A 22,484-nucleotide genomic window follows, 5' to 3' on the forward strand; every position below is an offset into this window, starting at 1 on the left:
CATGGGCCCGGCGCATCGCGCCCGGCCGTTCCAACGCTGCCACGTTCGGGAGAACGTTTCATGTCCGCCACTCTGTTCAAGGGGTCGATTCCCGCTCTCGTCACGCCGTTCTCGAATGGCAAACTCGACGAGAAAGCGTTTCGCGCCCATGTGAACTGGGTGATTGCGGAAGGCTCGCACGGCATCGTACCGGTCGGCACCACGGGCGAGAGCCCGACCCTGACCCATGACGAGCACAAGCAGGTCATCGTCTGGGCGATCGAGGAGGCCCGCGGCCGCGTGCCGGTCATTGCCGGCGCCGGTTCGAACAACACGATCGATGCGATCGAGTTCTCCCAGCATGCAGAGAAGGTCGGCGCCCAGGGCCTGCTGCATGTCACGCCCTATTACAACAAGCCGAACCAGGAAGGGCTCTACCAGCACTTCAAGGCGATCGCGGAAGCGACCACGCTGCCGATCCTGATCTACAACATTCCGCCGCGCTCGGTGGTCGACATGTCGGTCGAGACCATGGCGCGGCTGGCCAAGATCAAGAACATCGTCGGCGTCAAGGATGCCACCGCCAAGCTCGACCGGGTCTCGGCCCAGCGCCAGGCCTGCGGCGAGGACTTCATCCAGCTTTCGGGCGAGGACGGCACCGCGCTCGCCCATATGGCCCATGGCGGCCACGGCTGCATCTCCGTGACGGCCAATGTCGCGCCGCGCCTTTGCGCGGATTTCCAGAACGCCTGCCTCGCGGGCGATTACCAGACGGCGCTGAAGCTGCAGGACAAGCTGTTCCCGCTGCATCAGGCGCTGTTCGTCGAGCCCAATCCCGCGCCTTCCAAGGCGGCGCTCGCCATGCTCGGCCGCATGTCGGATGAGACGCGGCTGCCCATGGTGCCGGTGACGGCAGGCACGCGGGAAACGCTGCGCTCGGCGCTTGTCCATGCCGGCCTGCTGAACTGATGGCGTCGAAACAGGATCCCAACATCAAGCTGATCGCCGACAACAGGCGCGGCCGTTACGATTACGAGATCATCGAGACCTTCGAGGCCGGGCTTCAGCTGACCGGCACCGAGGTCAAGTCGTTGCGCGCTTCCAAGGCGACGATCGGGGAGAGCTATGCCGGTCCCTCCGGCGAGGAATTCTTCCTGTTCAACTGCAACATCCCGGAATATCTGCAGGCGAACCGCTTCAACCACGAGCCGCGGCGGCCGCGCCGTCTGCTGCTGCACAAGCGCGAGATCGCCAAGCTGATCGGCGGCGTGCAACGCGAGGGCATGACGGTCGTGCCGCTCAAGCTCTATTTCAACGAGAAGGGCCGGGCCAAGCTGCAGATCGCGCTCGCGCGCGGCAAGAAGTTGCACGACAAGCGCGAAACCGAGAAGAAGCGCGACTGGCAGCGCGATCAGGCGCGCATCATGCGCGAGCGCGGCTGAGCGCGCGGCGTTCCGAATACCCTGGCTTTCCAGCATCTTGGGTGGCGCAGTTGATGTCGATTCTCCGGCGGCGCGGCCGCCGCCGGCGACGACCCGCCGTCATTCCACCCCGTCAGGTCATGGCCCGCTGGTAATTGGCGCCGGCCTTGGTCCAGTTCACCGTGTTCCACCAGGCCGTGACATAGTCGGCGCGCCGGTTCTGGTATTTCAGATAATAGGCGTGTTCCCAGACATCGACGCCGAGCACGACGCCATTGGCGCCGTCCATCAGCGGATTGTCCTGGTTGGCGGTCGAGACGACGGCGAGCTTGCGGTCCTTGTCGACGACGAGCCAGGCCCAGCCGGAGCCGAACCGGCCGCCGGCCGCGGCATTGAGGCGCTGGCGGAACTGGCCGAAATCGCCGAAGGCGCCGTTGATCGCGGTTGCGAGCTCCGTCCCCGGCTCCTTTGCGCCGCCGGGCGTCATGATGTCCCAGAAATGCACGTGATTCCAATGGCCGCCGAGATTGTTGCGGATGCCGGTACGCACCGCGTCGGGCGCCGCCTGAAGGTTGCGCAGGACGGTCTCGATGGCATCCGGCTTCAGGGCCGGATACTGGCCGGCCAGCGCGTTGAGATTGCTGACATAGGCACCGTGGTGGCGCTGGTGGTGGATGGTCATGGTCTGCGCGTCGATATGGGGCTCCAGGGCCTCGTAGGCGTAGCCGATCGGCGCCAGCGTGAAGGGGCCGCTCGCCGGCTGGGCGAATACGCGCTGGCGGGCAGCGACCGGCAGGGCGGCGCCGAGCGCGGCGGTGCCGAACATCTTCAGGGCGTGACGGCGGTTCATCGATGAGCTCTCCCGTGATGGTTGGGCCGGGGCGACCGGGCGTGGTGATGCGAGTGGGTGCACCTTGTCCGTGCAACGCCGGACGGGCTGCGAAGGTCCGTTTCGAGGCCGCGCCGGATGTGGAGCCAAGCCGGCGTTGCCCGGGGTTCCAGCATCTCCCTGGGGCGTCCCATGTCTATCGGATGCAACCGCCGGAATCGGACCGCAGGCCAGACAGCGATCCGCCGCAGGAACGAACCTGACGCGGTCGCGGCCTTCACGCAACGGCAATCGTCGCGACGATCAGCTTTGTTGAAACAGCGTCCAGGGAAACCATGGCCAGATGGTGTCGACGGCGAGCCCGATCACGACGGCCGCCAGCAGCGTGCCGACGATGAGGCATCGGCCGAGAATGCCGAGCACCAGGACCGGAACGACGAGGCCGAGAAAATAGGCCGTCGCGAGCAGCACGCCGACGGTCTCCAGACCGTCGCGATGGCCGACCGGCATCGCCATGACGCGCGCCGCGGTGCCGAGCCAGAAAACCGTGCCGATCGCCGCGGCGGCGAAGATTGCGACACGCAGGAGGCGCTTGAGGTCGCTTGGCATGGCGATGCACTTTCCCTTGAGGGGCGCGGCAGGGCCGGCCGACGGCGGCCGCCCTCGGCGGCTCCGGCAGTGGGTCGTGGCATCGGATCGAAAGGTTCAACGGCACGGGAGGCCGGGCCGTTCTACAGCCCTTGCGGGTGGTGATGCGTCATGCGCCGTCGAGATGGGCTCGCACGGCGGCAAAGACCGCCCGGAACATGTCCGGGGTCAGCACGCCCGTATTGGTGTTGTAGCGGGAGCAATGATAGCTGTCGTACAGGGTGATCTGGCCGATCCGGTGCGTCGCGCCGTGGCCGAAAGGCGCGCGCGACGGTTTCTCGCCCAGCGCCCGCACCACGCTGTCATGGCCGATCCGGCCGAGCGCGACGATCGCCGTCAGGCGCGGCATGGCGGCGACCGTCGCCGACAGGAATGTCCGGCAGGTGGTGATTTCCGCCGGCGTCGGCTTGTTCTCGGGCGGCACGCAGCGCACCGCATTGGTGATGCGGGTATCGATCAGCGTCAGTCCGTCGTCCGGCCGCTCGTCATAGACGCCGCTGGCCAGGCCGAAATGAAGGAGCGTCTCGTAGAGCAGGTCGCCGGCCCAGTCGCCGGTGAACGGGCGCCCGGTCTTGTTGGCGCCCTGCAGGCCGGGGGCGAGACCGACGATCAGCAGCCGCGAATCGTCGGTGCCGAACGAGGGCACCGGCGCGTTGTGCCAGTCGGGATGGGCGGCGCGCTGCTTGTCGCGGAAGGCGACGAGACGAGGGCAGAGCGGGCAGTCGCGGCCCGGCCCGGAAGCGAGCGATGCGGTCATTGGTCAGCGGTCGGCGAAATCGTCGTCGGGGCCGGTCGAGACCGGGCTGGTGGATGCCACCGGCCGGGCCGGCCGCGGCCGGTCGCGCACGAAGCCGGGCACATCCTGGGCGGCCTGGCGCTGGCTGCGCTCCGATGGGTCGCGGCCGACGCGCGGCATGAGATGGGCGAGATCGATGAACTCGTCGGCCTGCCGGCGCAGTTCGTCGGCGATCATGGCGGGCTGAACGGAGACGGTCGAGACCACCGACACCTTGACGCCGCGCCGCTGCAGCGCCTCGACCAGCGAGCGGAAGTCGCCGTCGCCGGAGAACAGCACGATATGGTCGACCCGCGGAGCCAGCTCCATGGCATCGACCGCCAGCTCGATGTCCATATTGCCCTTCACCTTTCGGCGCCCCATGGAATCGGTGAATTCCTTGGCGGTCTTGGTGATGACGGTAAAGCCGTTGTAGTCGAGCCAGTCGATCAGCGGTCGGATCGAGGAATATTCCTGATCCTCGACAAGAGCAGTGTAATAGTAGGCGCGAAGCAAATAGCCCCGACTTTGAAATTCCTTCAGCAAACGTTTGTAGTCGATATCGAACCCGATCGTCTTTGCCGTTGCATAGAGATTGGCGCCATCGATGAAGAGTGCGATGCGTTCTTGTCCGCTCGACATGGATCGGGTCCTTCAGGCAATGCGGCGCGGGGCAGGTGATCCATAGCAAAAGCGAGCCGCGCGACGGCAATGTGGGGTCGACAACACACGATGTGGCAAGTGTTCGCCAAATCTGGAATGAGTTTAACATGCAGCGGAACGGCGGCAAGACGCTGCCGTCACAATCCACGGCTATGCGGCGGCGAATTTCGACTTCCCCGAGCGTCCGGACCGGCCGAAAAGGCGGGAATGGACCGCCCGTGGGCCGGCGGGGCCGAATCGGCGAAGCGCGCCGGCGCCGGTTGGCGCAGAAGGCCCGGGCCGCACGGTGCCGATTCGCGGCGCGCGGCCATGGCGGCGGGCCCGGCACCAGGCAGCCGGCATCCGGGAGCGGGGGGCGAGGCTCGCCGCATCCGCCGGCAAAGGCTTGTATCCTCGGCCTTCGCCGGTTATATAGCCCAGCTTTCCGGACATCCGCCTCAGCCGCGAGGCGCCCGAACAAGGATAACCGATGGCTCGCGTCACCGTCGAAGATTGCATTGAAAAGGTCGACAATCGGTTCGAGCTGGTGCTGCTCTCCAGCCATCGCGCGCGCATGCTCGCCGCCGGCGCGCCGCTCACCGTGGACCGCGACCGCGACAAGAACCCGGTCGTGGCGCTGCGCGAGATCGCCGACGCGACGGTGTCGCCGGAGGACCTGAAGGAAGACCTGATCCACTCGCTGCAGAAATATGTCGAGGTCGACGAGCCGGAGCCGGATGCGGTGCCGATGATCGCTTCGGCCGGCGGCGACCGGGACGACGACGTCGCTCTCGACCGCATGAGCGAGGAAGACCTGCTGCGCGGCCTCGAAGGCCTGAAGCCGCCGGAGGACACCGACGAAGACGACGGCATGTGAGCCGTCCGCGTCCCGGGATCGAGAATGCCAAAGGCGGCCGATGGCCGCCTTTTTTGCGTGCGCCGTACGGGTGGCTGCCGCGCCGCCTGCGCCGTCCGTTGCCGCGGCGTTCCTTTCCGCAGCGCGCTCACAAGGTCGATATCGCGCGGTGGCGGACAAGGAAAGACGGGATGAACGCGCAAACCTGCCCTGATTCCGGCTTTTTTAGCCTTTGCCTTGTGTGATCGGGGCTGAGCAATGATATCCGTTAGCCGGGGGCGGTTTTCCGCCGCGGCGACACTCGCAGAGGCAGATAACCGTCCATGATGCGGCAATACGAGCTGGTGGACCGCGTCAAGCGCTACAACCCGCAGACCGACGAGGCCCTGCTGGATCGCGCCTATGTCTATGCCATGCTCGCCCATGGCAGCCAGAAGCGGGCCTCCGGCGATCCCTACTTCTCGCATCCGCTGGAAGTCGCCGCCATCCTCACCGACCTGAAGCTCGACGACGCCACCATCGTCGCGGCGCTGCTGCACGACACGATCGAGGACACCGCGGCGACCAAGGAGGACATCCGCGAGAAGTTCGGCGAGAACATTGCCGATCTCGTCGACGGCCTGACCAAGCTGAAGAAGCTCGATCTCGTCTCCAAGCAGGCGGTGCAGGCGGAGAACCTGCGCAAGCTGCTGCTCGCCATCACGTCCGACGTGCGCGTGCTGCTGGTCAAGCTCGCCGACCGGCTGCACAACATGCGCACGCTGCATTACGTGCCGGCGGCCAAGCGCGACCGGATCGCCCAGGAAACCCTCGACATCTATGCTCCTCTCGCCGGCCGCATGGGCATGCACGACATGCGCGAGGAACTGGAGGACCTGTCGTTCCGCCAGATCAACCCGGAAGCCCATGCCGCCTTGACGGCGAGGCTCGAACGCCAGCGCGAGGCCAACGCCAAGGCGATCGCCGAGATCGAGACGCAGCTCACCGGCAAGCTCGCCGGCGAGGGCATTTCCGCCGAGGTCTCGGGCCGCGAGAAGCGGCCCTATTCGATCTATCGCAAGATGGAGCGCAAATCGGTCTCCTTCGAGCAGCTCTCCGACATTGTCGGCTTCCGGGTGATCGTCGAGTGCCTCGCCGACTGCTATCGCGCGGTGGGCGTCATCCACACCACCTGGCCGGCCGTGCCGCAGCGCTTCAAGGACTATATCTCCACGCCGAAAGCCAACGACTACCGCTCGATCCACACCACCGTGATCGGGCCGGGCAGCCAGCGCGTGGAGATGCAGATCCGCACCCGCGCGATGCACGAGGTCGCCGAATACGGCATTGCCGCCCATGCGCTCTACAAGGACGGCGCCGAGCTTTCGACCTTCGAGAACGAAAGCCGGGCCTATGCCTGGCTGCGCTACACGGTCGAGACGCTCGCCCACGGCTCCAATCCGGAAGAGTTCCTCGAACACACCAAGCTCGAACTGTTCTCCGACCAGGTCTACTGCTTCACCCCGAAGGGCCGGCTGATCGCCCTGCCGCGCAAGGCGATCTGCATCGACTTCGCCTATGCCGTGCATACCGACATCGGCAATCACTGCTCGCGCGCGCGCATCAACGGCGTCGAGCGGCCCCTGGTCACCGAACTGCAGAACGGCGACGAGGTCGAGATCATCACCGATCCCAATGCCACGCCGTCGCCGGCCTGGGAGAGCATCGTGGTCACCGGCCGGGCCCGTTCGGCGATCCGCCGCGCGACCCGTGCGGCGACCCGCGCGCAATATCTCGAGCTCGGCCGGCGCATCGTGCAGAACCTGTTCACCCGGGCCGGCAAGCCGTTTTCGGACGAACTGATCAAGCCCGGCCTCAAGCGCCTGGCGCGGGCCTCCGTCGAGGACGTCTACTGGGCGGTGGGCCGCGACGAGATCCCGCCCGACGATGTCCTGAAGGCGGTCCATCCCGACTTCAAGGGCACCGTGCCGCTCGGCCCGAAACCCGGCGAGGACTGGTTCGGGGTCGGCGGCGCCGATTCGCTGAAGTTCCAGGTGCCGGAGACCGAGGGCGCCATTCCGATCCGCGGCATCAATTTCGATCTGCCGGTGCGCTTCGCCGCCGACGGCGGCGCCGTGCCGGGCGACCGCATCGTCGGCATCATGACGCCGGGCGAGGGCATCACCATCTATCCGATCCAGTCGCCGGCGCTCGCGGCCTACGACAACGAGCCGGAGCGCTGGCTCGACGTGCGCTGGGACATCGACGAGAACAAGCCGTCGCGCTATCCCGTGCGCATCGCGGTGAAATCACGGAACGAGCCTGGCTCGCTCGCCCGCATCACCCAGGTGATCGCCGACAATGACGGCAATATCGACAATCTGCGCATGCAGCGCAAAACCGCCGACTACACCGACGTGATGATCGACGTCGAGGTCTGGGACCTGAAGCACCTCAACGCCATCATCGGCGGCATCAAGAGCCTGCCGATGGCGGCGGATGCGCTGCGGGTCTTCGAATGACGCCGAGCCGGCAAATCGACCGGCGAAGCCCGGAGCCGCCGAAAATGCCTCCCGGTATGAGGTTGACAGGCGGGCTGGTTAGGCGTTGATCCGCCAAGTTCCAGAAGCCAGCCGAGACCTCCATGACCCCTGACGACGTGCTCGCCGAATTCCGCGCTGCCGGCGCTCTGCTCGAAGGCCACTTCATCCTGTCCTCGGGCCGGCGCAGCCCGGTCTTCCTGCAGAAGATGTTCGTCTTCCAGGATCCGGAGCGCACGGCGCGGCTCTGCGCGGCGCTGGCGGACAAGGTGAGGGCGACCTTCGGCAAGATCGACTATGTGGTCTCGCCCGCGGTCGGCGGCATCGTTCCCGGCTACGAGACCGCCCGGCAGCTCGGCGCCAAGGCGATCTTCGTCGAGCGCGAGGACGGCTGCTTCAAGCTGCGCCGCGGCTTCGAAATCCCCGCCGGCGCGCGCGTCCTGGTGGTCGAGGACATCGTCACGACCGGCCTGTCGACGCGCGAGTGCCTGGAGGCGATATCAGGCCATGCCGGCGTCACCGTCGGCGCAGCGGTGCTGGTCGACCGGTCCGGCGGCAAGGTCGAGGTCGGCGTACCCATGGTTTCGCTGCTGTCCTGGTATGTGCCGGACTTCCCCGCCGACGACCTGCCGCCCGAGCTCGCCGCCCTGCCGGCGGTGAAGCCGGGCTCGCGCGGCATCCAGGGAGCCAAGGCTTGACCTTCCAGACGCCGGAACTCCCGCCGTCGCGCACACGCATGATCGTCGGGCTGTTCGTCGTTGTGCTCGGCCTGGTCGTGCTCGCGCCCAATCTCTGGCCGCTGGTCCACTACTGGCGCGCCGATGCGAGCGAGGCGGTGAGTGCGCGCTGGGTGTCCTCGGTGGTCACCCATTCCTCGCGCGATACGGTCTCCGTGCCCGCCTATGCCTTCGAGCGACGCATCGGTCCCATGGTGCAGGACTGCCGCATCGACCTGCCGCAATACCGCCACGCGCCGGACGGCAAGCCGGTTTTCGAAAACCTGCGGCTGGTCGTCGGCGCGACCTGCGACGACGTGATCGTGCTCGACGATCCGCCGAAGGAGCGCATCCCGCTGGTGCTGCTCGGCCTGGTCATCACGATCGGCGGCATCGTATTGACCGTGCTCGCGACGCGGAGGCGCAGGCAATGATCCTCGGCATCGGCTCCGATCTCTGCGACATCAGGCGGATCGAGAAGTCGATCGAACGCCATGGCGAGCGGTTCACCCACCGCCTGTTCACCGAGCGCGAGCGCGCGCGGGCGGAAGGCCGGGCGCACCGGGCGTCGACCTATGCCAAGCGTTTCGCGGCCAAGGAAGCCTGCGCCAAGGCGCTCGGCACCGGCATCCGCAGCGGCGTCTTCTGGCGCGACATGGGGGTTGCCAATCTGCCCTCCGGGCAGCCGACCATGGAGCTGACCAACGGCGCGCAGGCGCGGCTCGAGGCCATGACCCCGCCGGGCTACCGCGCGGTCATCCATTTGACGATCACCGACGAATATCCGCTGGCCCAGGCCTTCGTGGTCATCTCGGCGGTGCCCGCGGCCGGCTAGGGTCTTGCCCGGGCCGCCGCAATCAAGCTGAACGGCCGTTCATGGCGGCGCCACGATATGGTCACCGTCCATTCAGGCGGGGTTCAAGCCGTCCCCTCTACTGTCTGCCCCAAGGTTCGATCAGGAAGCTCGAAGTCGAGGCGCGAGGCGCCACGGAGCTTCCGGCGACCAGAAAGGGGCATGACAATGCTGACCCAAGCTTTCAAATCGCGAGGCCTGAAGGCCACGGTGGCCGGTCTTGTGGTGGCTGCCGGCGTTGCGACCAGCATCACGCCGGCATCTGCGCAATATTATCGCCGCCACCATCACCATGGCGGCAACGGCGCGGCCGTCGGCGCCGGTATCGCGCTCGGTATCATCGGCCTTGCCGCCGGTGCCGCGATCGCCGCCGAGAACAACCGGCGCTACGAGGAAACCTATTATCCGCCGCGCCGGTATTATGGCGGCGGCTACTACACCGCGCCGCCGCGCGCCTACTATTACGACGAGGCCCCGCCGCCGCGGGTCTACTACGAGCGTCCGGCCCGCAACTTCTACACGCCGGGCAGCAACATGGAATATTACGATTGATCGGCGCGGCCGGGCGGACGGCCCGCCGGCGATCGGAGGGCGCGGTCGCAGGACCGCGCCCTTTTTCGTGCCGCCACCTCAGCTTACCAGGTTGAGGGCGAGCGGAATGGTGACGACCGCGAGCAGCGTCTGCACAGTCAGGATCTCCGCCATCAGGGGCGCATCGCCCCCCATGTGGCGGGCGAGAATGTAGGAGCCGGAGGCGGTCGGCATGGCCGCGCAGAGCACGGCCACCTGCAGCGGCACGCCGGAGACGCCGAGCGCGATGCAGACGGAGCCGACCATGGCCGGCATCAGCACGAGCTTCAGCGCGCAGCAGAGCCACGTCAGGCCGCGCGGCCGGAATGCCGCCTTGACGTCGAGGCCGGCGCCAACCAGCAGCAGCCCCGCGCCAAGCGCGGCCTGCCCGAGAATATCGCCGAACCGGACGAGAATCAGCGGCAGCTGCAGGCCGAGCGCATTGATCACGATGCCGATCGCCGAGGACCAGATGAACGGGTTGGCGATCAACGTCTTCAGCGTTGGCCCGAGCACGATCGGCCGGCCCTGCGCATAGCGCTGCAGCATGATCACCGCGAGCACGTTGAGCAGCGGGATCATCGCGGCGACCGCGATGGCGGTCAGCGTCAGGCCGACGCTCGCATGCAGGGCGCCGGCCGTCGCGATGGCGACGAAGGAGTTCCAGCGCGTCGCGCCCTGGAACACCGAGGTGAAGGACGTGTCGCTCATGCCGAACAGGCGGGCGAGCAGAGGCCGCAGCGCGAGAAGCAGCGCGGCCATGGCGAGGATCGCGCCGATCAGCGCCGCGCCGACCTCGACCACCGGCACGCGCGTCAGGTCCGCCTTGGCCAGCGTCATGATGATGACCGCCGGGAAGAACACGTAATAGGTCGCCCGTTCGAGCCCGTTCCAGCCGGCCGTGTCCATCAGGTTCTGCGCGCGCAGCACCGCGCCGAGCACGATGATCAGAAAGACCGGGGCAAGACTGGCGATGACGAGGGACATGGGGCTCGGGCCGGGGCGGGACGGCGGTCTTGCATCACGCCGCGCCCGGCCGCGCAAGCTGATTTGGCGCATGGCGGCCGCTTCACGCTGCGCCGCACTCGCTTCCGGCTGCCGGGCAGGCTATATCGCGGGTCACCGTCGGCGCATCGTTTCGAGCTCGTTTTCGTTGCCTGCGCCGCCGTCAGGGCCGGTGTCATGCTCATCCGGCATTCGCGGGTCCCCGCCTGGTTCAGGCGGCGCGCGAATGGCGAGCCGAAGCTGATGCCGGCTTCCATCAATTCCCGGCGCCCGTTCATGCGGGAATTCGCCCGGGCAGGTGTCAATGCGCGTCCTGGCCATTCCGGCTCCCGGGCGCTCACCGAGGTCCGACATGAGCATGCTCGCCCATCTTCTGTCCCGCTTCGTCCGCAACGGCCGGCTCACCGTGCTGCACCATGACGGCAGCCGGGAAAGCTTCGGCTCCGGCGAGAACGGGCCGGACGTGACGGTCAAGCTGCATGACGGCAAGGTCCAGCGCGAATTGTTCTTCAACCCGGAGCTCGCATCGGCCGAAGCCTATATGGACGGCCGGCTGACGATCGAGAATGGCGGCAAGATCTTCGATCTGCTCATGCTGTTCTCGGTGAACCGCACGGGACTTGGCTCGCATCCGATCCAGCAGGCGCTGCGCAAGGTCTGGCGGACGCTGAAGCGACGCCAGCAATCGAACAAGATTGGCCAGGCGGCTGCCAATGTCTCCAGCCACTACGACCATCCGCGCGCCTTCTACGAACTCTGGCTCGACGAGACCATGAGCTATTCCTGCGCCTATTTCGAGCGGCCCGACACGCCGCTGAAGGACGCGCAGATCGCCAAGATGCGGCATATCGCGGCCAAGCTGCGGCTGGAGCCGGGCATGACGGTCGCCGAGATCGGCTCGGGCTGGGGCGGGCTTGCGACCTATCTCGCCGCAGTCTGCGACGTTCACGTCACCGCCATCAACGTCTCGCCCGATCAACTGGCGGCCTCGAAGGACCGGGTTGCCAAGGCCGGCATCGCCGACCGGATCACCTTTTTCGAAAAGGACTATCGCGAACTCGCGGGCCGGTTCGACCGGGTCGTATCGGTCGGCATGATGGAACATGTCGGCGTGAACCATTTCGACGACTATTTCTCGACCGTCCGGCGGCTGCTCAATGATGGCGGCTATGCGATGATCCATGCCATCGGCCGCATGTCCCCGCCCGGCACCACGGCGCCCTTCATCCGCAAATACATCTTCCCCGGCGGCTATACGCCGGCTCTGTCGGAAGTCTTCGCCTCCACCGAGCGCACCGGGCTCTGGGTCGACGACTGCGAAGTGCTGCGGCTGCACTATTATTGGACCATCAAGGCCTGGCGCGAGAATTTCGAGGCCGTGCGCGACAAGGTCGTAGCCATGCAGGGTGAACGGTTCGCGCGCATGTGGGAATTCTATCTGTCGGCCGTGGAGCTGAGCTTCCTGCACGGCTCGAACATGGTCTACCAGCTCCTCCTGTCGGTAACACGCGACGCGGTACCGGTTCACCGCGACTTCATCACCCATGCCGAGGCGCTGCTGAAGGAGCGGGAGGCGAAGCTGCCATGGTCGTCCACCTGATCATTTCCGGCCGGGTCCAGGGGGTCGGCTACCGCCAGTGGCTGCGCCGTCAAGCCGAGGCCCGCGGCGTGTCGGGCTGGGTGCGCAATCGCCTGGACGAGACGGTCGAGGCCGTGCTGGCAGGCGAGGCGGCGGCGGTCGAGGCCGTCGCCGTCGCTGCGATGAACGGGCCGCTCGGCGCCAAGGTCGACCGCATCGACCGGCGGCCGGCCGAAGCCGGCGCGTGGAACGAGGGTGCGCAGCAGCAGGGGTTCGAAATCCGGCCGACGGTTTGAAAAAGCCGCACACATGACGTAACGTCATGTGTGCTGGAATCCGGTCGGGGGGCCGGGATCGACATCCCGGGCAGCCGGCGAACCCAACGGAGCGATGATCATGCAGACGATTACCGACCGTGACGCCTGGGCCATGAGCGGCTTCGTATTTCTGCTGGGCTGGCTGGCGCTGCTGGCAGTCGCGGGCGTCCTGTTCTGGCCGTTGGCCGGGCCCATCGCGGTGATCGGCATTCTGCTGGCCAGCGGCTTCACCGTGATCCAGCCGAACGAGGCGCGCGTCATCACCTTTTTCGGCCGCTATATGGGCACGCTGCGCCAGAGCGGCTTTCTCTACACCATTCCGTTCAGCAGCAAGACCGCCGTTCCGTTGAAGCTGATCAATTTCGCCACCAACGAGCTGAAGGTGAACGACCGCAACGGCAATCCGATCGAGATCGGCGCGGTGGTGGTCTGGCGGGTCGCCGATGCGGCGCAGGCGACGTTCAACGTCGACAATTATCGCACCTTCGTCGCCAATCAGAGCGACATCGCGATCCGCACCCTGGCCGCGCACTATCCCTATGATTCCGAGACCGAGATTTCCCTGCGCGGCAATATCGACGAGATCGCCGCCAAGCTGCAGGAAGCCCTGCAGGCCAAGCTGTCGGTCGCCGGCATCGTCATCGAGGAGACCCGTCTCAGCCACCTGGCCTATGCCGCGGAGATCGCGGTCGCCATGCTCAAGCGCCAGCAGGCCGTCGCGATCTTCCAGGCCCGCCGCTACATGGTCGAGAACGCGCTCGCCATCATCGACGACGTCATCAAGCATTTCGACGGCAAGGAGACGCTGGCCATGTCCGACGACAAGAAGGCCGAGCTTGTATCGAGCCTGCTCGTCGTGATGACCTCGGACAAGGAAACGAGCCCGGTGCTCAGCATCGCCAAATAGGCGGGCAGGCGCTTGCCGCGATGCCGCTCTTCGCCCGATGCCCAGGTGGGGCACACCGGCATCGGGCGAGGCCTCAGCGTTGCAGCAGGGCGATCGTCGCTTCGTCCGCTTCGCCGTCGAAATAGCGGTCGAGCGCCTGCTGGAACAATTGGCCGGCCGGACCGGCCGCCTGCCGGAAGAGGGTCATCGAGGACCTGAATTTCAGATCGTCGGGCGAACCGAATATGTCGTGCGCAGAGCGGCCTTCGACGCCGAGGACAGCTTCGGTGGCGCAGCGCAGGCGCTGCGCCAGGACCGGTTCGGTCAGATAGGCGCGCGCTTCCGCGAGCGATGCGAGACCGTAATGGTGCGCCGTCGGCGAGCGGCCGAGCCCGCGAAGCTGCGGGAAGACGAACCAGATCCAATGGCTGCGCTTGGCGCCTGCGCGCAGTTCGGCGAGCGCCGTGTCGAAGACGGGCTCCTGCGCGCTCCTGAAGCGCGCGAGATCGAAGGGATCCTCGGCGATCATGTCCGGTCTCCGCTGCGCAACCGCCATTCGGCGCCGCGCCTTTCGTCCCTTGTTCGAGATGGTATGGTCCGCCGGCACGGGGAGCGCCGACGCTGCGGAACGCCTTCATCCGGTGCGCCATTGGACCATCTGAACGTGGGAATGCAAGGACGCCATGCCCCAGCCGCTCACCCCCGACATCGTCGTGCCGGAAACCTTCGATGCCGCGACCGAGGCCGAACGGCGCACGGCCTTCCTCGCCGATTATCTCAAGACGTCGGGGGCTGGCGCCTATGTGCTGGGCATCAGCGGCGGCGTTGATTCGCTGACCGCCGGGCTGCTGGCCCAGACGGCCGTGAAGCGGCTGCGCGGGGAGGGCCGGGATGCCCGCTTCTTCGCGATGCGTCTGCCCTATGGCGTGCAGGCCGACGAGGCCGATGCCCAGAACTGCCTTGCGACCATCGCACCGGACCGCGTCGTGACGGTCGACATCAAGCCGGCGGCCGATGCCATGATGGCCGAGCTGATGCGCAGCGCCGGCGACCTGGTGGACGCGGCCCGGGTCGATTTCCATCACGGCAACATCAAGGCGCGCCAGCGCATGATCGCCCAGTTCGGCCTGGCCGGGGCAGTGCGCGGCATCGTCATCGGCACCGACCACGCCGCCGAGGCGGTCATGGGCTTCTTCACCAAGTTCGGCGACGGCGCCGCCGACATCCTGCCGCTCGCCGGGCTCAACAAGCGCCGCGTGCGGGCGCTTGCCGCCCATCTCGGCGCGCCGCGCGAGCTGGTGTTCAAGGTGCCGACCGCCGACCTCGAAACCAACGCGCCGCTGAAGCCTGACGAGGAAGCCTATGGCGTGACCTACGAGGAGATCGACGATTTCCTCGAGGGCAAGCCGGTGAGCGAGACCGCCCGCGCACGCATCCTCCAGACCTATCGCGCCAGCGCCCACAAGCGCAGCCTGCCGGTGAGTGGGGAATAGCGAATGGCGAACAGCGAAGAGGGGCAGGGGTGAGGCGCCGCCGGACGCTTCATGCCCTGCTGGCTATTCGCTGCCCGCCACCGGCCCGAACTGCGCGATGAAGGTCTTCTTCAGCACCATGTCGACCTCTTCCATGGTCACCGGCAGGCCGAGGTCGACGAGACTGGTCACGCCGTAGCGCGGATCCTCGATGCCGCAGGCGACGATGCCGCCGAAATGGTCCAGCTCCGGCTCGACGTTCAGGGAAATGCCGTGCAGCGTCACCCAGCGGCGCACCCGGATGCCGATGGCGGCGATCTTGTCCTCGTAGCCTTGGCCCTTGTCGGGCCTGCGCACCCAGACCCCGACGCGGTCCTCGCGCCGCTCGCCGCGAATGTTGAAGGCGGCGAGCGTCGCGATGATCCAGGCTTCCAGCGCGGCGACGAAGACACGCAGGTCGCGCTTGCGCCGGTTGAGGTCGAGCATGACATAGGCGACCCGCTGGCCGGGGCCGTGGTAGGTCATCTGGCCGCCGCGCCCGGCTTCGAAGACCGGAAAGCGCGCGTCGATCACGCCGCGGCCGCGGGCGCTGGTGCCGGCCGTATAGAGCGGGGGATGTTCGAGGAGCCAGACGCGCTCCGCGCCGCGGCCTTCGGCGATCGCCTGGACCTGGCTCTCCATGCCGGCCAGCGCCTCGCCATAGGCGACCTGCCGCGGCGCGATCAGCCATTCAACCGGCGCGGCCGCTCCTTGGGGGTGGAGCGTGTCGACCAGATCCTCGCGCGTATTTACCACTCGTTCACCATGTTCGTGGTCTCTTCAGCTCCACTTAAGACCGGTGCATTCATGGCGCAAATCGAAACCGTCCCGCTCGACATATCCGTGGTGCTCGGAACGACCAAAATGCCGATCCATCAGATGTTGCGCATGGCGCGCGGAGCCATCATCGAGCTCGACGCCACCGAGGACGACGAGGTCCAGATCCTGGCCAACGACATGCCGATCGCACGCGGGCAGGTGGTGATCAACGGCAATCGCATCGGCGTCCAGATCACGGAAATGCTGCCCCGGCCGGTCGACCTGCGCTGATCCTGCAAAGTCAGCCTTCGGACAGCTCGCCATAGCCGAGCCGGTCGAGCGCGCCCTGCAGGATGAAGGCGGCAGCCATCTTGTCGACCAGCTCGGCGCGGCGCGCGCGCGAGGCGTCGGCCTCGATCAGCGTGCGCGTCACGGCCGCGGTCGACAGCCGCTCGTCCCAGAAGACGACAGGCAGGGCGGTCTTCGGCATCAGGTTGCGCACGAAGGCCCGGGTCGACTGGGCGCGCGGCCCTTCGCTGCCGTCCATGTTTTTCGGCAGGCCGACGACGAGCGCGCCGACATCGTGCCGGGCCGCGAGGTCGAGAAGGGCGGCCACATCCGGCGTGAACTTCACGCGCCGGATCGTCTCCAGCGGGGTCGCGATCGTCCAGTTCACGTCCGAAAGGGCGAGCCCGATCGTCTTGGTGCCGAGGTCGATGCCCATGGCGCGCCGGCCCTTGGCGACATGAGCGCGGATATCGGCAAGTTCGACGATCGCCATGCAGCTTTTCCTCCCCGGCGCGTTGAGCCCTCAGGCGCGGCCTCTATACTGCTTCGAGGGCGCGAAGTCCTGTTTGCATGAGGAGATGCACGATGAAGCTCACCTGGTTCGGCCATTCCGCCTTTCGCCTGGAATTCGGCAAGTCGATCGTGCTCATCGACCCGTTCCTGACCGGCAATCCCTCGTTCACCGGCAATCGCGCCGAGGCGATCGCCGGCGCGACCCATGTGCTGATCACCCATGGCCATTCCGACCATGTCGGCGATGCCGTCGAGATCGCCGCCGAGACCGGCGCAAAGGTCGTCACCAATTACGATCTGTGCATGGTGCTGGCCGCCAAGGGCCTGAAATCCTTCGATCCCATGAACTGCGGCGGCACCACCGACCAGGGCGAGTTCACGGTCTCGCTGACCAACGCGCTGCATTCGTCCTGCGACTTCCATGACGGCGTCAGCCATGCGCTCGGCAATCCCAACGGCATGGTGATCAAGGTGAAGGGCGGCGCCCATCTCTATGCGATGGGTGACACCGACATGATGCCGGACATGGCGCTGATCGCGGAATATCACCGGCCGAACCTCGCCCTCGTGCCGGTCGGCGACCGTTTCACCATGGGCGGCGATGCGGCGGCCTTCGCGTGCCGCAAGTTTTTCGATTTCGACACGGTCGTGCCCTGCCACTACGGCACGTTTCCGATCATCGACGCGACTGCCGACAAGTTCGTCAGCGGCATGAGCGGCGTGCGCACCAAGGTGGCTGTGCCGAAGCCGGGCGAAACCATTACGCTCTGAGCTCTCAAAAGGTCGGGCTGTGCTGATCTCGACCGACACGACAGGTCCGCCCATTTGTTACACGTAACGTTGGAGGGCGGTAAGCTCGTGCCGGCATCCATCAATCAGAGGGTACGCAAGCGTCCCGACGCGCTGCGTGCCGCCGGTCTGCGGCCGGTGCAAATCTGGGTTCCGGATACGCGCCGGCCCGGCTTCGCGGAAGAATGTCGGCGACAGTCGATGATCGTTGCTTCCGCGGATGCTGAAGACCACGGCCTGGGCGGTTTTCTCGATGCTGCATTGTCCGATCTCGCTGACAGGGACGAGCGGTCAAGCGTGGCGCTCTCGTGACCGTCGCCATGCCCGGCGACTTTGGCCGGCCTCGGCCGGTGCTCGTCATTCAGGCCGATCAATTCGCGGAAACCGGCACGGTTACGGTCGTCTTGCTGTCCGGAACGCTCGTCGACGCACCTTTGATCAGGCTGACTGTCCAGCCGACCTAATGACCTGCACAAACCGTCGCAGGTCATGATCGACCAGGTGATGTCGGTGAAGCGAGATCGGCTTGGCCCATCATTCGGCCGTTTGGATGACGAGAGCCTTCTTTCCGTCACACGGTCCCTGGCGGTCTTCCTGGGCCTTGCCTGACGGTCCGGTCGCTACATCGGTTTCAACGGTGAGTTTTTTTCTCAGGCCCTGAACCCGCGCACCATGGTCATGAACCGGACCTGCTCGGTGGCATTGTCCTTGAACAGGCCGGTAAAGCCGGTCGTCACGGTGGAAACGCCCTGTTTCTGGATGCCGCGCATGGCCATGCACATATGCTCGGCCTCGATCAGCACCGCGAGGCCGCGCGGCTTGAGGCTCGCCTCGATGGCGCCGACGATCTCCGCTGTGAGATTTTCCTGGGTCTGCAGGCGGCGGGCATAGATATCGACGACGCGGGCGAGCTTCGAGAGACCGACGACGCCCTCGCGGGGATAGTAGGCGATATGCGCCTTGCCCATGATCGGCACGATATGGTGTTCGCAATGGGAGAAGAACGGGATGTCGCGCACCAGCACGACGTCGCCATAGCCGCCGACCTCCTCGAACACCGTGCCGAGCTCCTCGGCCGCAGAGAGATGGTAGCCGCGGAACAGGTCCTCCCAGGCTTTCACCATGCGCCGGGGCGTGTCGACGAGACCTTCGCGACCGGGATCATCGCCGACCCATTCGATCAGCGTGCGAACAGCGGCCTCGGCCTCCTCGCGCGTCGGCCGGCGGCGGCGTCTGGCCTCGGGTCCCTTGTGAACGGGCAGGGTCGAGACGGCGGCATCCATGGCTTGAGCTCCGTAAAGGACGTTCCCGACGGCTTGTTGTCTTCGGCGAAAAGGGGCGAGCCCTGGGGCAGGAGGGCGAAGGTCGAAGGCGGACGAAATGCATGCCCGATGCGCCGGTGCAACGCCCTGCCTTGGCGCGGGGTTCCATCGCTGCACGCGAGGCATATATGATGGGGGCATCTGAACGGCCCATGAACGCTTGTTCATCTTGCGTCCCGGGGAAATCGCACCGTGATCAATGACATCTACAACCGGCGCATCCTGGAGCTGGCCGCGGACATTCCCCGGCTCGGCCGGCTCGCCGCACCCCAGGCCTCGGCGACCGCCCACTCGAAACTGTGCGGCTCGACGGTAACGGTCGACCTCGTCATGGAGGGCGATCGGGTGACCGATTTCGCGCATGACGTGAAGGCCTGCGCACTCGGCCAGGCCTCCTCCTCGATCATGGCCCGCCATGTCGTCGGCGCAACCGCTGCCGAGCTGCGGCAGCTGCGCGAGGATGTCCGGCGCATGCTGAAGGACAATGGCGCGCCGCCCGGCGGACGCTGGTCCGATGTCGCGGTGCTGGAGCCGGTGCGCGACTACAAGGCGCGCCACGCCTCGACCCTGCTCACCTTCGACGCTGTCGTCGAGGCGATCGGCAGGATCGAGGCCGCGCGTGCGCCGGCCGCCGCCGAATAGGCCCGTTTACCGGAAGATCGAAACGCTTTCTGATGCCCGAAGACACGCCGCGGCAATATCGGCGCGGCATGCCGGCTTTTGCCGGTCGATCGGCAGAATGTCCTGTTTCGTTGATTTTGGAGCTTTTTGATGATGCGCCTGACCTTTGCCGCTGCCTGCGCCCTCGGTTTTCTGGCGCTGCCGCATTCCGCTTCTGCCCAGGGCAATGCGCGCTTTCCCCAGCAGATGCAGGGCTACTGGCGGCTCAATGTCGACCGCTGCACCCGGCCGGCCCAGGGCTTCGAGGCCGATGCCATGCTGGTGACGGCGCGCGAGATGCGCGGGCCGGAGGTCGACCGCAAGCCGCTGTCGATCCGTCAGGCTTCGCGCGAGCCGCTGAGCTGGGATGCCCGCGTGACGGAAAGCGTCGGCGGCACCCGCAACCTGCGCTTCGTGATCAGCGAGCGGGGTGGCGCCATGCGGCTGATCGTCATCTACGGCCGGGACAACAGCGAGATCTTCACCCTGTGCGAGTAGCGTAGCGCTTTGATGCCTTCTGCATGACGAGAGGACCGAGGCCGGCCGCTGCGCAGGCCGTCGGCTCCATCCGATCAGGCGCTAATGCGCGACATGTGGCGGCGGCGCCAAGCCGTAGAGATCGGCCACCGTCTCCTCGGCGATCGCGAAGGAGGTGGAGGCGCCGGTGCCGCTCGTCACCATGACGAGGCGCACGGCCGGCAGCGGCGCGTCCATGAACATCACGCCGGGGCCGGAGGGATAGATGCCGGTCCAGCGCTCCACGACCTCGCGGCCGGGCAGGGCGAGCGTGGCGTCGAGCTCGGCGAGGATGAGCGCATCGACGGTGTCGGGCGCGAACGGGTCGGGTGTCGGCGCATAGTGATGGCTGTCGCCGACGACCAGCGAGCCGTCGGCGGATTGCACCGCGATGAGGTGGATGCCGTTGGCGAGCATGTCGGGCGCCTCGGCCGCGAGCCGTGCCTTGAGCGGGGCGGCCTCCGGCAGGGCGGCATAGCCCTCATAGCGGGCGAGGCCGAAATCCGACATGACGGCGGCGCCGAGCGCGACGCTCCGGTCCGGGCGCACACGCAGCATGTGCAGCTTGCATTTGGTCGGCCCCTGCGCAGCGATCCGCCCGGCGAAAAGTGTCTGGAAATCGTCGTTCGGACAGACGATGGCCGCTTCCGCGCCGATCGGGCCGGCCGATGTGGCGATGACCGGCGGCGCGACGTCGAGCACGGTTATGGCGCGCCGAAAGGTGACGCCGAGGGTTGCTTCGAGATGACAGGCGAGCAGGGGGATGGCGGTGCGGCTCTCGACCCTGAGGTCCTCTTCGGAGATCAGCGCGGCTTTCAGCCGCTCGGCGCGGAGCGCGGGCACCCGCGCCAGCGCCTCGGTGGGCAAGGCCAGGCGGCAGTTCCCGGCCATTTCGGTCGCCATGAAGGCTTCGATGACGCCGACGGCCTCCTGCCGATGCGCCGCCACGACCAGGCCGCGATGGGCGATCGCTATGCCCGCCTGCGGCGCGATCTCGGCCCAGATGTCCCGGCTGCGGCGCGCGCGGCGCCAGGTGAGGCCGCGCTGTTGGCCGGTGACCGTGACGAAGCCGAAATTGCGGACCGAGGCGCCGTTCGCCTGGGCGTCGCGGTCGATGACGACGACGCTCTTGCCGAGCCTTGCGGCGGCGAGCGCATGGGCAAGGCCGAGAATGCCGGCGCCGACAACGGCAAGGTCATATGAGCGGGTCATGGCCTCACCGATAGAGCGGCGGGCGCCGACGTTCAATCTCGCTTGCACCGTGACGCTTCCGTCCGGTCCGCCGGACGCCTATGAGCAGGGGATGGCAAAGTCCGAGCTCGACCGGCTGTTCGACGACTGGCGTCCGCGCCGATGGCCGCGGCTCGCCGGCCATGGCCTGCTGCGCGCCTATCAGCTCAGCATTTCCATGCTGGTCGGCCGCTGGTGCCGGCATTTGCCGAGCTGTTCGGCCTATATGGACGAGGCGATCATGCGCCATGGCCTGTGGGCCGGCGGCTGGATCGGCCTCGCGCGGCTTTGCCGCTGCCACCCCTGGGGCACGTCGGGCATCGACAATGCGCCCGAAGCGCTGCCGCCCGGGGCGCGCTGGTTCCTGCCCTGGCGCTACGGCCGATGGCGCTGGCGCGGCGGCCGGCCGGTCTGCGAGCCGGCCGGGAACGATCACAGGTCCTGATAGCGGGTCAGGATGCGATAGGCTTCGAGCTGCCCGCGGGTCGGATAGAAGGCGGCGTGGGTGTTGGAATCGAGAAGGCCGGCGAGGTCGGGATCGAGCCCCATATCGGTGAAATAGCTGCGGGCCCGCTCCAGCATGGCCGTGATCAGCCGCTGGCGGCGCGGCTCGGGCAGGGCGCCGCCGGTCGCGAAGTGGAAATCGAAGGGGCTGATCGAAATCACCGCGCCGGGCGCAGTGCTGCGGTTGACGCCGGCGGCCAGCACGAACAGGCAGGCGCCGTGGCAGGCGCCGCCGGGCTCGATCGTCGCCTTGTCGCCCGACCTGACGGTGCGGGCGATGACGGCATCGAGCCTGGCGCGCCGGATGACGCGGCCGAGGGCCATGGCGATGTCGGTCATGCCGCCGTCCGAATGGATCACGATCGGCGGGCGCGCGCCGTGGAGCTGGTCGACGAGTCTGGAAAAGGCCACCACCGTGCCGGGCAGGATCACGCCCTCGGCGGCGATCCATTCCGAACAGCCCGGCCCGCAGGCGCCGGGTTCGCCAGTGACGCGGGTGAAGGTCATGGTGCGGGCGGCAAGGTCCGCGGCATCGGGCGGGCGCGCGACCGGGGCTTCGGCCTGAGGCGTCTCGGCGCGGCTTGCCGGCCCGGCCGCGATGGCCAGGACGGCGAGGGCGGCCAGAAGGGCGCCCGATCGGATGACGAGGCGACGCATGGAACAAGGCTACCTCCTGGCGCGACCCGGCGAAAGGCCGCCGGAGCATTGCCCTTCGGCGTCCGCTCGGCTATCCCGTCTCCTCTTCCGTTGGCCGTATGCCGCCTCTGTGCGCGGCAAGTCCGGCCGGCGGTTCGGAT

29 protein-coding genes and 1 pseudogene are annotated in these 22,484 nt (G+C 67.1%); 19 read left to right on the forward strand and 11 right to left on the reverse strand.

Annotated features, from left to right (window positions below; translation table 11 throughout):
- Positions 1-60: 60 nt before the first annotated feature.
- On the forward strand, positions 61-948 hold the full coding sequence (dapA, locus tag OZ671_RS07520; RefSeq protein WP_268860163.1) for a 4-hydroxy-tetrahydrodipicolinate synthase: 888 nt from the start codon (positions 61-63) through the stop codon (positions 946-948).
- Positions 948-1,421, forward strand: coding sequence for an SsrA-binding protein SmpB (gene smpB / locus OZ671_RS07525; protein ID WP_038313866.1), 474 nt, complete (start codon positions 948-950; stop codon positions 1,419-1,421). The genes dapA and smpB overlap by 1 nt, the downstream gene beginning before the upstream one ends.
- Positions 1,422-1,533: 112 nt before the next feature.
- Here the strand turns inward: smpB and OZ671_RS07530 are convergent, their stop codons facing one another.
- The 4 genes from OZ671_RS07530 to OZ671_RS07545 form a co-directional block, all read right to left on the reverse strand.
- Complete coding sequence (locus OZ671_RS07530) at positions 1,534-2,250, reverse strand: superoxide dismutase (protein WP_268860164.1); 717 nt, start codon at positions 2,248-2,250, stop codon at positions 1,534-1,536.
- Between the two features lie 282 nt (positions 2,251-2,532).
- Complete coding sequence (locus OZ671_RS07535; protein WP_268860165.1) at positions 2,533-2,838, reverse strand: hypothetical protein; 306 nt, start codon at positions 2,836-2,838, stop codon at positions 2,533-2,535.
- A 148-nt stretch (positions 2,839-2,986) separates the two neighbouring features.
- On the reverse strand, positions 2,987-3,634 hold the full coding sequence (locus tag OZ671_RS07540) for a uracil-DNA glycosylase (protein ID WP_268860166.1): 648 nt from the start codon (positions 3,632-3,634) through the stop codon (positions 2,987-2,989).
- Positions 3,635-3,637: 3 nt separating this feature from the next.
- Positions 3,638-4,294: a LabA-like NYN domain-containing protein gene (locus OZ671_RS07545; RefSeq protein WP_038313863.1), complete on the reverse strand. Its 657-nt coding sequence runs from the start codon at positions 4,292-4,294 to the stop codon at positions 3,638-3,640.
- 490 nt (positions 4,295-4,784) lie between these two features.
- Between OZ671_RS07545 and rpoZ the strand changes: the two genes are divergently transcribed.
- The 6 genes from rpoZ to OZ671_RS07575 all read left to right on the forward strand — a co-directional run bounded on the left by rpoZ (position 4,785) and on the right by OZ671_RS07575 (position 9,790).
- On the forward strand, positions 4,785-5,171 hold the full coding sequence (gene rpoZ / locus OZ671_RS07550) for a DNA-directed RNA polymerase subunit omega (protein WP_268860167.1): 387 nt from the start codon (positions 4,785-4,787) through the stop codon (positions 5,169-5,171).
- A 302-nt stretch (positions 5,172-5,473) separates the two neighbouring features.
- A complete protein-coding gene (locus tag OZ671_RS07555) occupies positions 5,474-7,651 on the forward strand; it encodes a RelA/SpoT family protein (RefSeq protein ID WP_268860168.1) in 2,178 nt (725 codons plus the stop codon).
- A gap of 122 nt (positions 7,652-7,773) precedes the next feature.
- Entirely contained in the window at positions 7,774-8,367 is a 594-nt protein-coding gene (gene pyrE / locus OZ671_RS07560) for an orotate phosphoribosyltransferase (protein WP_268860169.1), read from the forward strand.
- Positions 8,364-8,819, forward strand: a complete 456-nt coding sequence (locus tag OZ671_RS07565; protein ID WP_268860170.1) for a hypothetical protein — start codon at positions 8,364-8,366, stop codon at positions 8,817-8,819. The genes pyrE and OZ671_RS07565 overlap by 4 nt, the downstream gene beginning before the upstream one ends.
- A complete protein-coding gene (acpS, locus tag OZ671_RS07570; RefSeq protein WP_268860171.1) occupies positions 8,816-9,220 on the forward strand; it encodes a holo-ACP synthase in 405 nt (134 codons plus the stop codon). The genes OZ671_RS07565 and acpS overlap by 4 nt, the downstream gene beginning before the upstream one ends.
- Positions 9,221-9,406: 186 nt before the next feature.
- Positions 9,407-9,790, forward strand: a complete 384-nt coding sequence (locus OZ671_RS07575; RefSeq protein ID WP_268860172.1) for a hypothetical protein — start codon at positions 9,407-9,409, stop codon at positions 9,788-9,790.
- Positions 9,791-9,868: 78 nt separating this feature from the next.
- Here OZ671_RS07575 and OZ671_RS07580 read toward each other — a convergent pair whose 3' ends face one another.
- Positions 9,869-10,795: an AEC family transporter gene (locus tag OZ671_RS07580; protein WP_268860173.1), complete on the reverse strand. Its 927-nt coding sequence runs from the start codon at positions 10,793-10,795 to the stop codon at positions 9,869-9,871.
- A gap of 370 nt (positions 10,796-11,165) precedes the next feature.
- Here OZ671_RS07580 and OZ671_RS07585 point away from each other — a divergent pair, with 370 nt between their 5' ends.
- From OZ671_RS07585 to OZ671_RS07595, 3 genes are all read left to right on the forward strand, one after another.
- Positions 11,166-12,413, forward strand: a complete 1,248-nt coding sequence (locus OZ671_RS07585) for an SAM-dependent methyltransferase (protein WP_268860174.1) — start codon at positions 11,166-11,168, stop codon at positions 12,411-12,413.
- Complete coding sequence (locus tag OZ671_RS07590) at positions 12,398-12,688, forward strand: acylphosphatase (protein ID WP_038313855.1); 291 nt, start codon at positions 12,398-12,400, stop codon at positions 12,686-12,688. The genes OZ671_RS07585 and OZ671_RS07590 overlap by 16 nt, the downstream gene beginning before the upstream one ends.
- A gap of 100 nt (positions 12,689-12,788) precedes the next feature.
- Entirely contained in the window at positions 12,789-13,616 is an 828-nt protein-coding gene (locus OZ671_RS07595) for an SPFH domain-containing protein (protein ID WP_038313896.1), read from the forward strand.
- 73 nt (positions 13,617-13,689) lie between these two features.
- Here the strand turns inward: OZ671_RS07595 and OZ671_RS07600 are convergent, their stop codons facing one another.
- The gene (locus OZ671_RS07600; protein WP_038313854.1) at positions 13,690-14,124 is read right to left on the reverse strand and encodes a DUF1810 domain-containing protein; all 435 of its coding nucleotides are present in this window, start codon (positions 14,122-14,124) and stop codon (positions 13,690-13,692) included.
- Positions 14,125-14,278: 154 nt separating this feature from the next.
- Here OZ671_RS07600 and nadE point away from each other — a divergent pair, with 154 nt between their 5' ends.
- Positions 14,279-15,088 carry an ammonia-dependent NAD(+) synthetase gene (gene nadE, locus OZ671_RS07605; RefSeq protein ID WP_268860175.1) on the forward strand — a complete coding sequence of 270 codons (810 nt, stop codon included), beginning with the start codon at positions 14,279-14,281 and terminating at the stop codon, positions 15,086-15,088.
- A 63-nt stretch (positions 15,089-15,151) separates the two neighbouring features.
- Here nadE and lipB read toward each other — a convergent pair whose 3' ends face one another.
- Positions 15,152-15,862 (reverse strand): lipoyl(octanoyl) transferase LipB, encoded by a 711-nt coding sequence (gene lipB / locus OZ671_RS07610; RefSeq protein ID WP_038313852.1) that lies wholly within the window; start codon positions 15,860-15,862, stop codon positions 15,152-15,154.
- A gap of 51 nt (positions 15,863-15,913) precedes the next feature.
- Here lipB and OZ671_RS07615 point away from each other — a divergent pair, with 51 nt between their 5' ends.
- Positions 15,914-16,156: a FliM/FliN family flagellar motor switch protein gene (locus tag OZ671_RS07615; RefSeq protein ID WP_038313851.1), complete on the forward strand. Its 243-nt coding sequence runs from the start codon at positions 15,914-15,916 to the stop codon at positions 16,154-16,156.
- 10 nt (positions 16,157-16,166) lie between these two features.
- Here the strand turns inward: OZ671_RS07615 and ruvX are convergent, their stop codons facing one another.
- Complete coding sequence (gene ruvX / locus OZ671_RS07620; protein ID WP_103168405.1) at positions 16,167-16,646, reverse strand: Holliday junction resolvase RuvX; 480 nt, start codon at positions 16,644-16,646, stop codon at positions 16,167-16,169.
- Positions 16,647-16,738: 92 nt separating this feature from the next.
- Between ruvX and OZ671_RS07625 the strand changes: the two genes are divergently transcribed.
- The 3 genes and pseudogenes from OZ671_RS07625 to OZ671_RS07635 all read left to right on the forward strand — a co-directional run bounded on the left by OZ671_RS07625 (position 16,739) and on the right by OZ671_RS07635 (position 18,064).
- A complete protein-coding gene (locus OZ671_RS07625) occupies positions 16,739-17,437 on the forward strand; it encodes a metal-dependent hydrolase (RefSeq protein ID WP_268860176.1) in 699 nt (232 codons plus the stop codon).
- An 87-nt stretch (positions 17,438-17,524) separates the two neighbouring features.
- Positions 17,525-17,767 carry an antitoxin MazE family protein gene (locus OZ671_RS07630; RefSeq protein ID WP_268860177.1) on the forward strand — a complete coding sequence of 81 codons (243 nt, stop codon included), beginning with the start codon at positions 17,525-17,527 and terminating at the stop codon, positions 17,765-17,767.
- An 8-nt stretch (positions 17,768-17,775) separates the two neighbouring features.
- A pseudogene (locus tag OZ671_RS07635) lies at positions 17,776-18,064 on the forward strand (type II toxin-antitoxin system PemK/MazF family toxin).
- Between the two features lie 41 nt (positions 18,065-18,105).
- On the opposite strand, the gene folE reads toward OZ671_RS07635, so the two are convergent.
- Positions 18,106-18,738: a GTP cyclohydrolase I FolE gene (folE, locus tag OZ671_RS07640; RefSeq protein ID WP_268860178.1), complete on the reverse strand. Its 633-nt coding sequence runs from the start codon at positions 18,736-18,738 to the stop codon at positions 18,106-18,108.
- Positions 18,739-18,969: 231 nt separating this feature from the next.
- Here folE and OZ671_RS07645 point away from each other — a divergent pair, with 231 nt between their 5' ends.
- Positions 18,970-19,419, forward strand: a complete 450-nt coding sequence (locus tag OZ671_RS07645; protein WP_038313848.1) for an iron-sulfur cluster assembly scaffold protein — start codon at positions 18,970-18,972, stop codon at positions 19,417-19,419.
- A 129-nt stretch (positions 19,420-19,548) separates the two neighbouring features.
- Positions 19,549-19,935: a hypothetical protein gene (locus tag OZ671_RS07650; RefSeq protein ID WP_268860179.1), complete on the forward strand. Its 387-nt coding sequence runs from the start codon at positions 19,549-19,551 to the stop codon at positions 19,933-19,935.
- Positions 19,936-20,016: 81 nt separating this feature from the next.
- Here OZ671_RS07650 and OZ671_RS07655 read toward each other — a convergent pair whose 3' ends face one another.
- On the reverse strand, positions 20,017-21,165 hold the full coding sequence (locus tag OZ671_RS07655; RefSeq protein ID WP_268860180.1) for a TIGR03364 family FAD-dependent oxidoreductase: 1,149 nt from the start codon (positions 21,163-21,165) through the stop codon (positions 20,017-20,019).
- Between the two features lie 91 nt (positions 21,166-21,256).
- Here OZ671_RS07655 and yidD point away from each other — a divergent pair, with 91 nt between their 5' ends.
- Positions 21,257-21,628 (forward strand): membrane protein insertion efficiency factor YidD, encoded by a 372-nt coding sequence (yidD, locus tag OZ671_RS07660; protein ID WP_103169190.1) that lies wholly within the window; start codon positions 21,257-21,259, stop codon positions 21,626-21,628.
- Here yidD and OZ671_RS07665 read toward each other — a convergent pair.
- Positions 21,616-22,344 (reverse strand): hypothetical protein, encoded by a 729-nt coding sequence (locus OZ671_RS07665; RefSeq protein WP_038313845.1) that lies wholly within the window; start codon positions 22,342-22,344, stop codon positions 21,616-21,618. The genes yidD and OZ671_RS07665 overlap by 13 nt on opposite strands.
- Between the last annotated feature and the right edge of the window lie 140 nt (positions 22,345-22,484).

Source organism: Phreatobacter sp. AB_2022a (assembly GCF_026847585.1).
Classification (GTDB): domain Bacteria; phylum Pseudomonadota; class Alphaproteobacteria; order Rhizobiales; family Phreatobacteraceae; genus Phreatobacter.

Excerpts from the sequence above, each read along its gene's own strand:
- OZ671_RS07535 (WP_268860165.1), bottom strand. The coding sequence starts at position 2,838 with ATGCCAAGCGACCTCAAGCGCCTCCTGCGTGTCGCAATCTTCGCCGCC.
- OZ671_RS07595 (WP_038313896.1), top strand. The coding sequence starts at position 12,789 with ATGCAGACGATTACCGACCGTGACGCCTGGGCCATGAGCGGCTTCGTA.
- pyrE (WP_268860169.1), top strand. The coding sequence starts at position 7,774 with ATGACCCCTGACGACGTGCTCGCCGAATTCCGCGCTGCCGGCGCTCTG.
- OZ671_RS07615 (WP_038313851.1), top strand. The coding sequence starts at position 15,914 with ATGGCGCAAATCGAAACCGTCCCGCTCGACATATCCGTGGTGCTCGGA.
- OZ671_RS07540 (WP_268860166.1), bottom strand. The coding sequence starts at position 3,634 with ATGACCGCATCGCTCGCTTCCGGGCCGGGCCGCGACTGCCCGCTCTGC.
- OZ671_RS07665 (WP_038313845.1), bottom strand. The coding sequence starts at position 22,344 with ATGCGTCGCCTCGTCATCCGATCGGGCGCCCTTCTGGCCGCCCTCGCC.
- OZ671_RS07590 (WP_038313855.1), top strand. The coding sequence starts at position 12,398 with ATGGTCGTCCACCTGATCATTTCCGGCCGGGTCCAGGGGGTCGGCTAC.
- OZ671_RS07575 (WP_268860172.1), top strand. The coding sequence starts at position 9,407 with ATGCTGACCCAAGCTTTCAAATCGCGAGGCCTGAAGGCCACGGTGGCC.
- ruvX (WP_103168405.1), bottom strand. The coding sequence starts at position 16,646 with ATGGCGATCGTCGAACTTGCCGATATCCGCGCTCATGTCGCCAAGGGC.
- OZ671_RS07530 (WP_268860164.1), bottom strand. The coding sequence starts at position 2,250 with ATGAACCGCCGTCACGCCCTGAAGATGTTCGGCACCGCCGCGCTCGGC.
- OZ671_RS07545 (WP_038313863.1), bottom strand. The coding sequence starts at position 4,294 with ATGTCGAGCGGACAAGAACGCATCGCACTCTTCATCGATGGCGCCAAT.
- OZ671_RS07625 (WP_268860176.1), top strand. The coding sequence starts at position 16,739 with ATGAAGCTCACCTGGTTCGGCCATTCCGCCTTTCGCCTGGAATTCGGC.
- OZ671_RS07655 (WP_268860180.1), bottom strand. The coding sequence starts at position 21,165 with ATGACCCGCTCATATGACCTTGCCGTTGTCGGCGCCGGCATTCTCGGC.
- dapA (WP_268860163.1), top strand. The coding sequence starts at position 61 with ATGTCCGCCACTCTGTTCAAGGGGTCGATTCCCGCTCTCGTCACGCCG.
- OZ671_RS07585 (WP_268860174.1), top strand. The coding sequence starts at position 11,166 with ATGAGCATGCTCGCCCATCTTCTGTCCCGCTTCGTCCGCAACGGCCGG.
- nadE (WP_268860175.1), top strand. The coding sequence starts at position 14,279 with ATGCCCCAGCCGCTCACCCCCGACATCGTCGTGCCGGAAACCTTCGAT.
- folE (WP_268860178.1), bottom strand. The coding sequence starts at position 18,738 with ATGGATGCCGCCGTCTCGACCCTGCCCGTTCACAAGGGACCCGAGGCC.
- OZ671_RS07555 (WP_268860168.1), top strand. The coding sequence starts at position 5,474 with ATGATGCGGCAATACGAGCTGGTGGACCGCGTCAAGCGCTACAACCCG.
- yidD (WP_103169190.1), top strand. The coding sequence starts at position 21,257 with ATGGCAAAGTCCGAGCTCGACCGGCTGTTCGACGACTGGCGTCCGCGC.
- smpB (WP_038313866.1), top strand. The coding sequence starts at position 948 with ATGGCGTCGAAACAGGATCCCAACATCAAGCTGATCGCCGACAACAGG.
- OZ671_RS07600 (WP_038313854.1), bottom strand. The coding sequence starts at position 14,124 with ATGATCGCCGAGGATCCCTTCGATCTCGCGCGCTTCAGGAGCGCGCAG.
- OZ671_RS07580 (WP_268860173.1), bottom strand. The coding sequence starts at position 10,795 with ATGTCCCTCGTCATCGCCAGTCTTGCCCCGGTCTTTCTGATCATCGTG.
- OZ671_RS07650 (WP_268860179.1), top strand. The coding sequence starts at position 19,549 with ATGATGCGCCTGACCTTTGCCGCTGCCTGCGCCCTCGGTTTTCTGGCG.
- rpoZ (WP_268860167.1), top strand. The coding sequence starts at position 4,785 with ATGGCTCGCGTCACCGTCGAAGATTGCATTGAAAAGGTCGACAATCGG.
- acpS (WP_268860171.1), top strand. The coding sequence starts at position 8,816 with ATGATCCTCGGCATCGGCTCCGATCTCTGCGACATCAGGCGGATCGAG.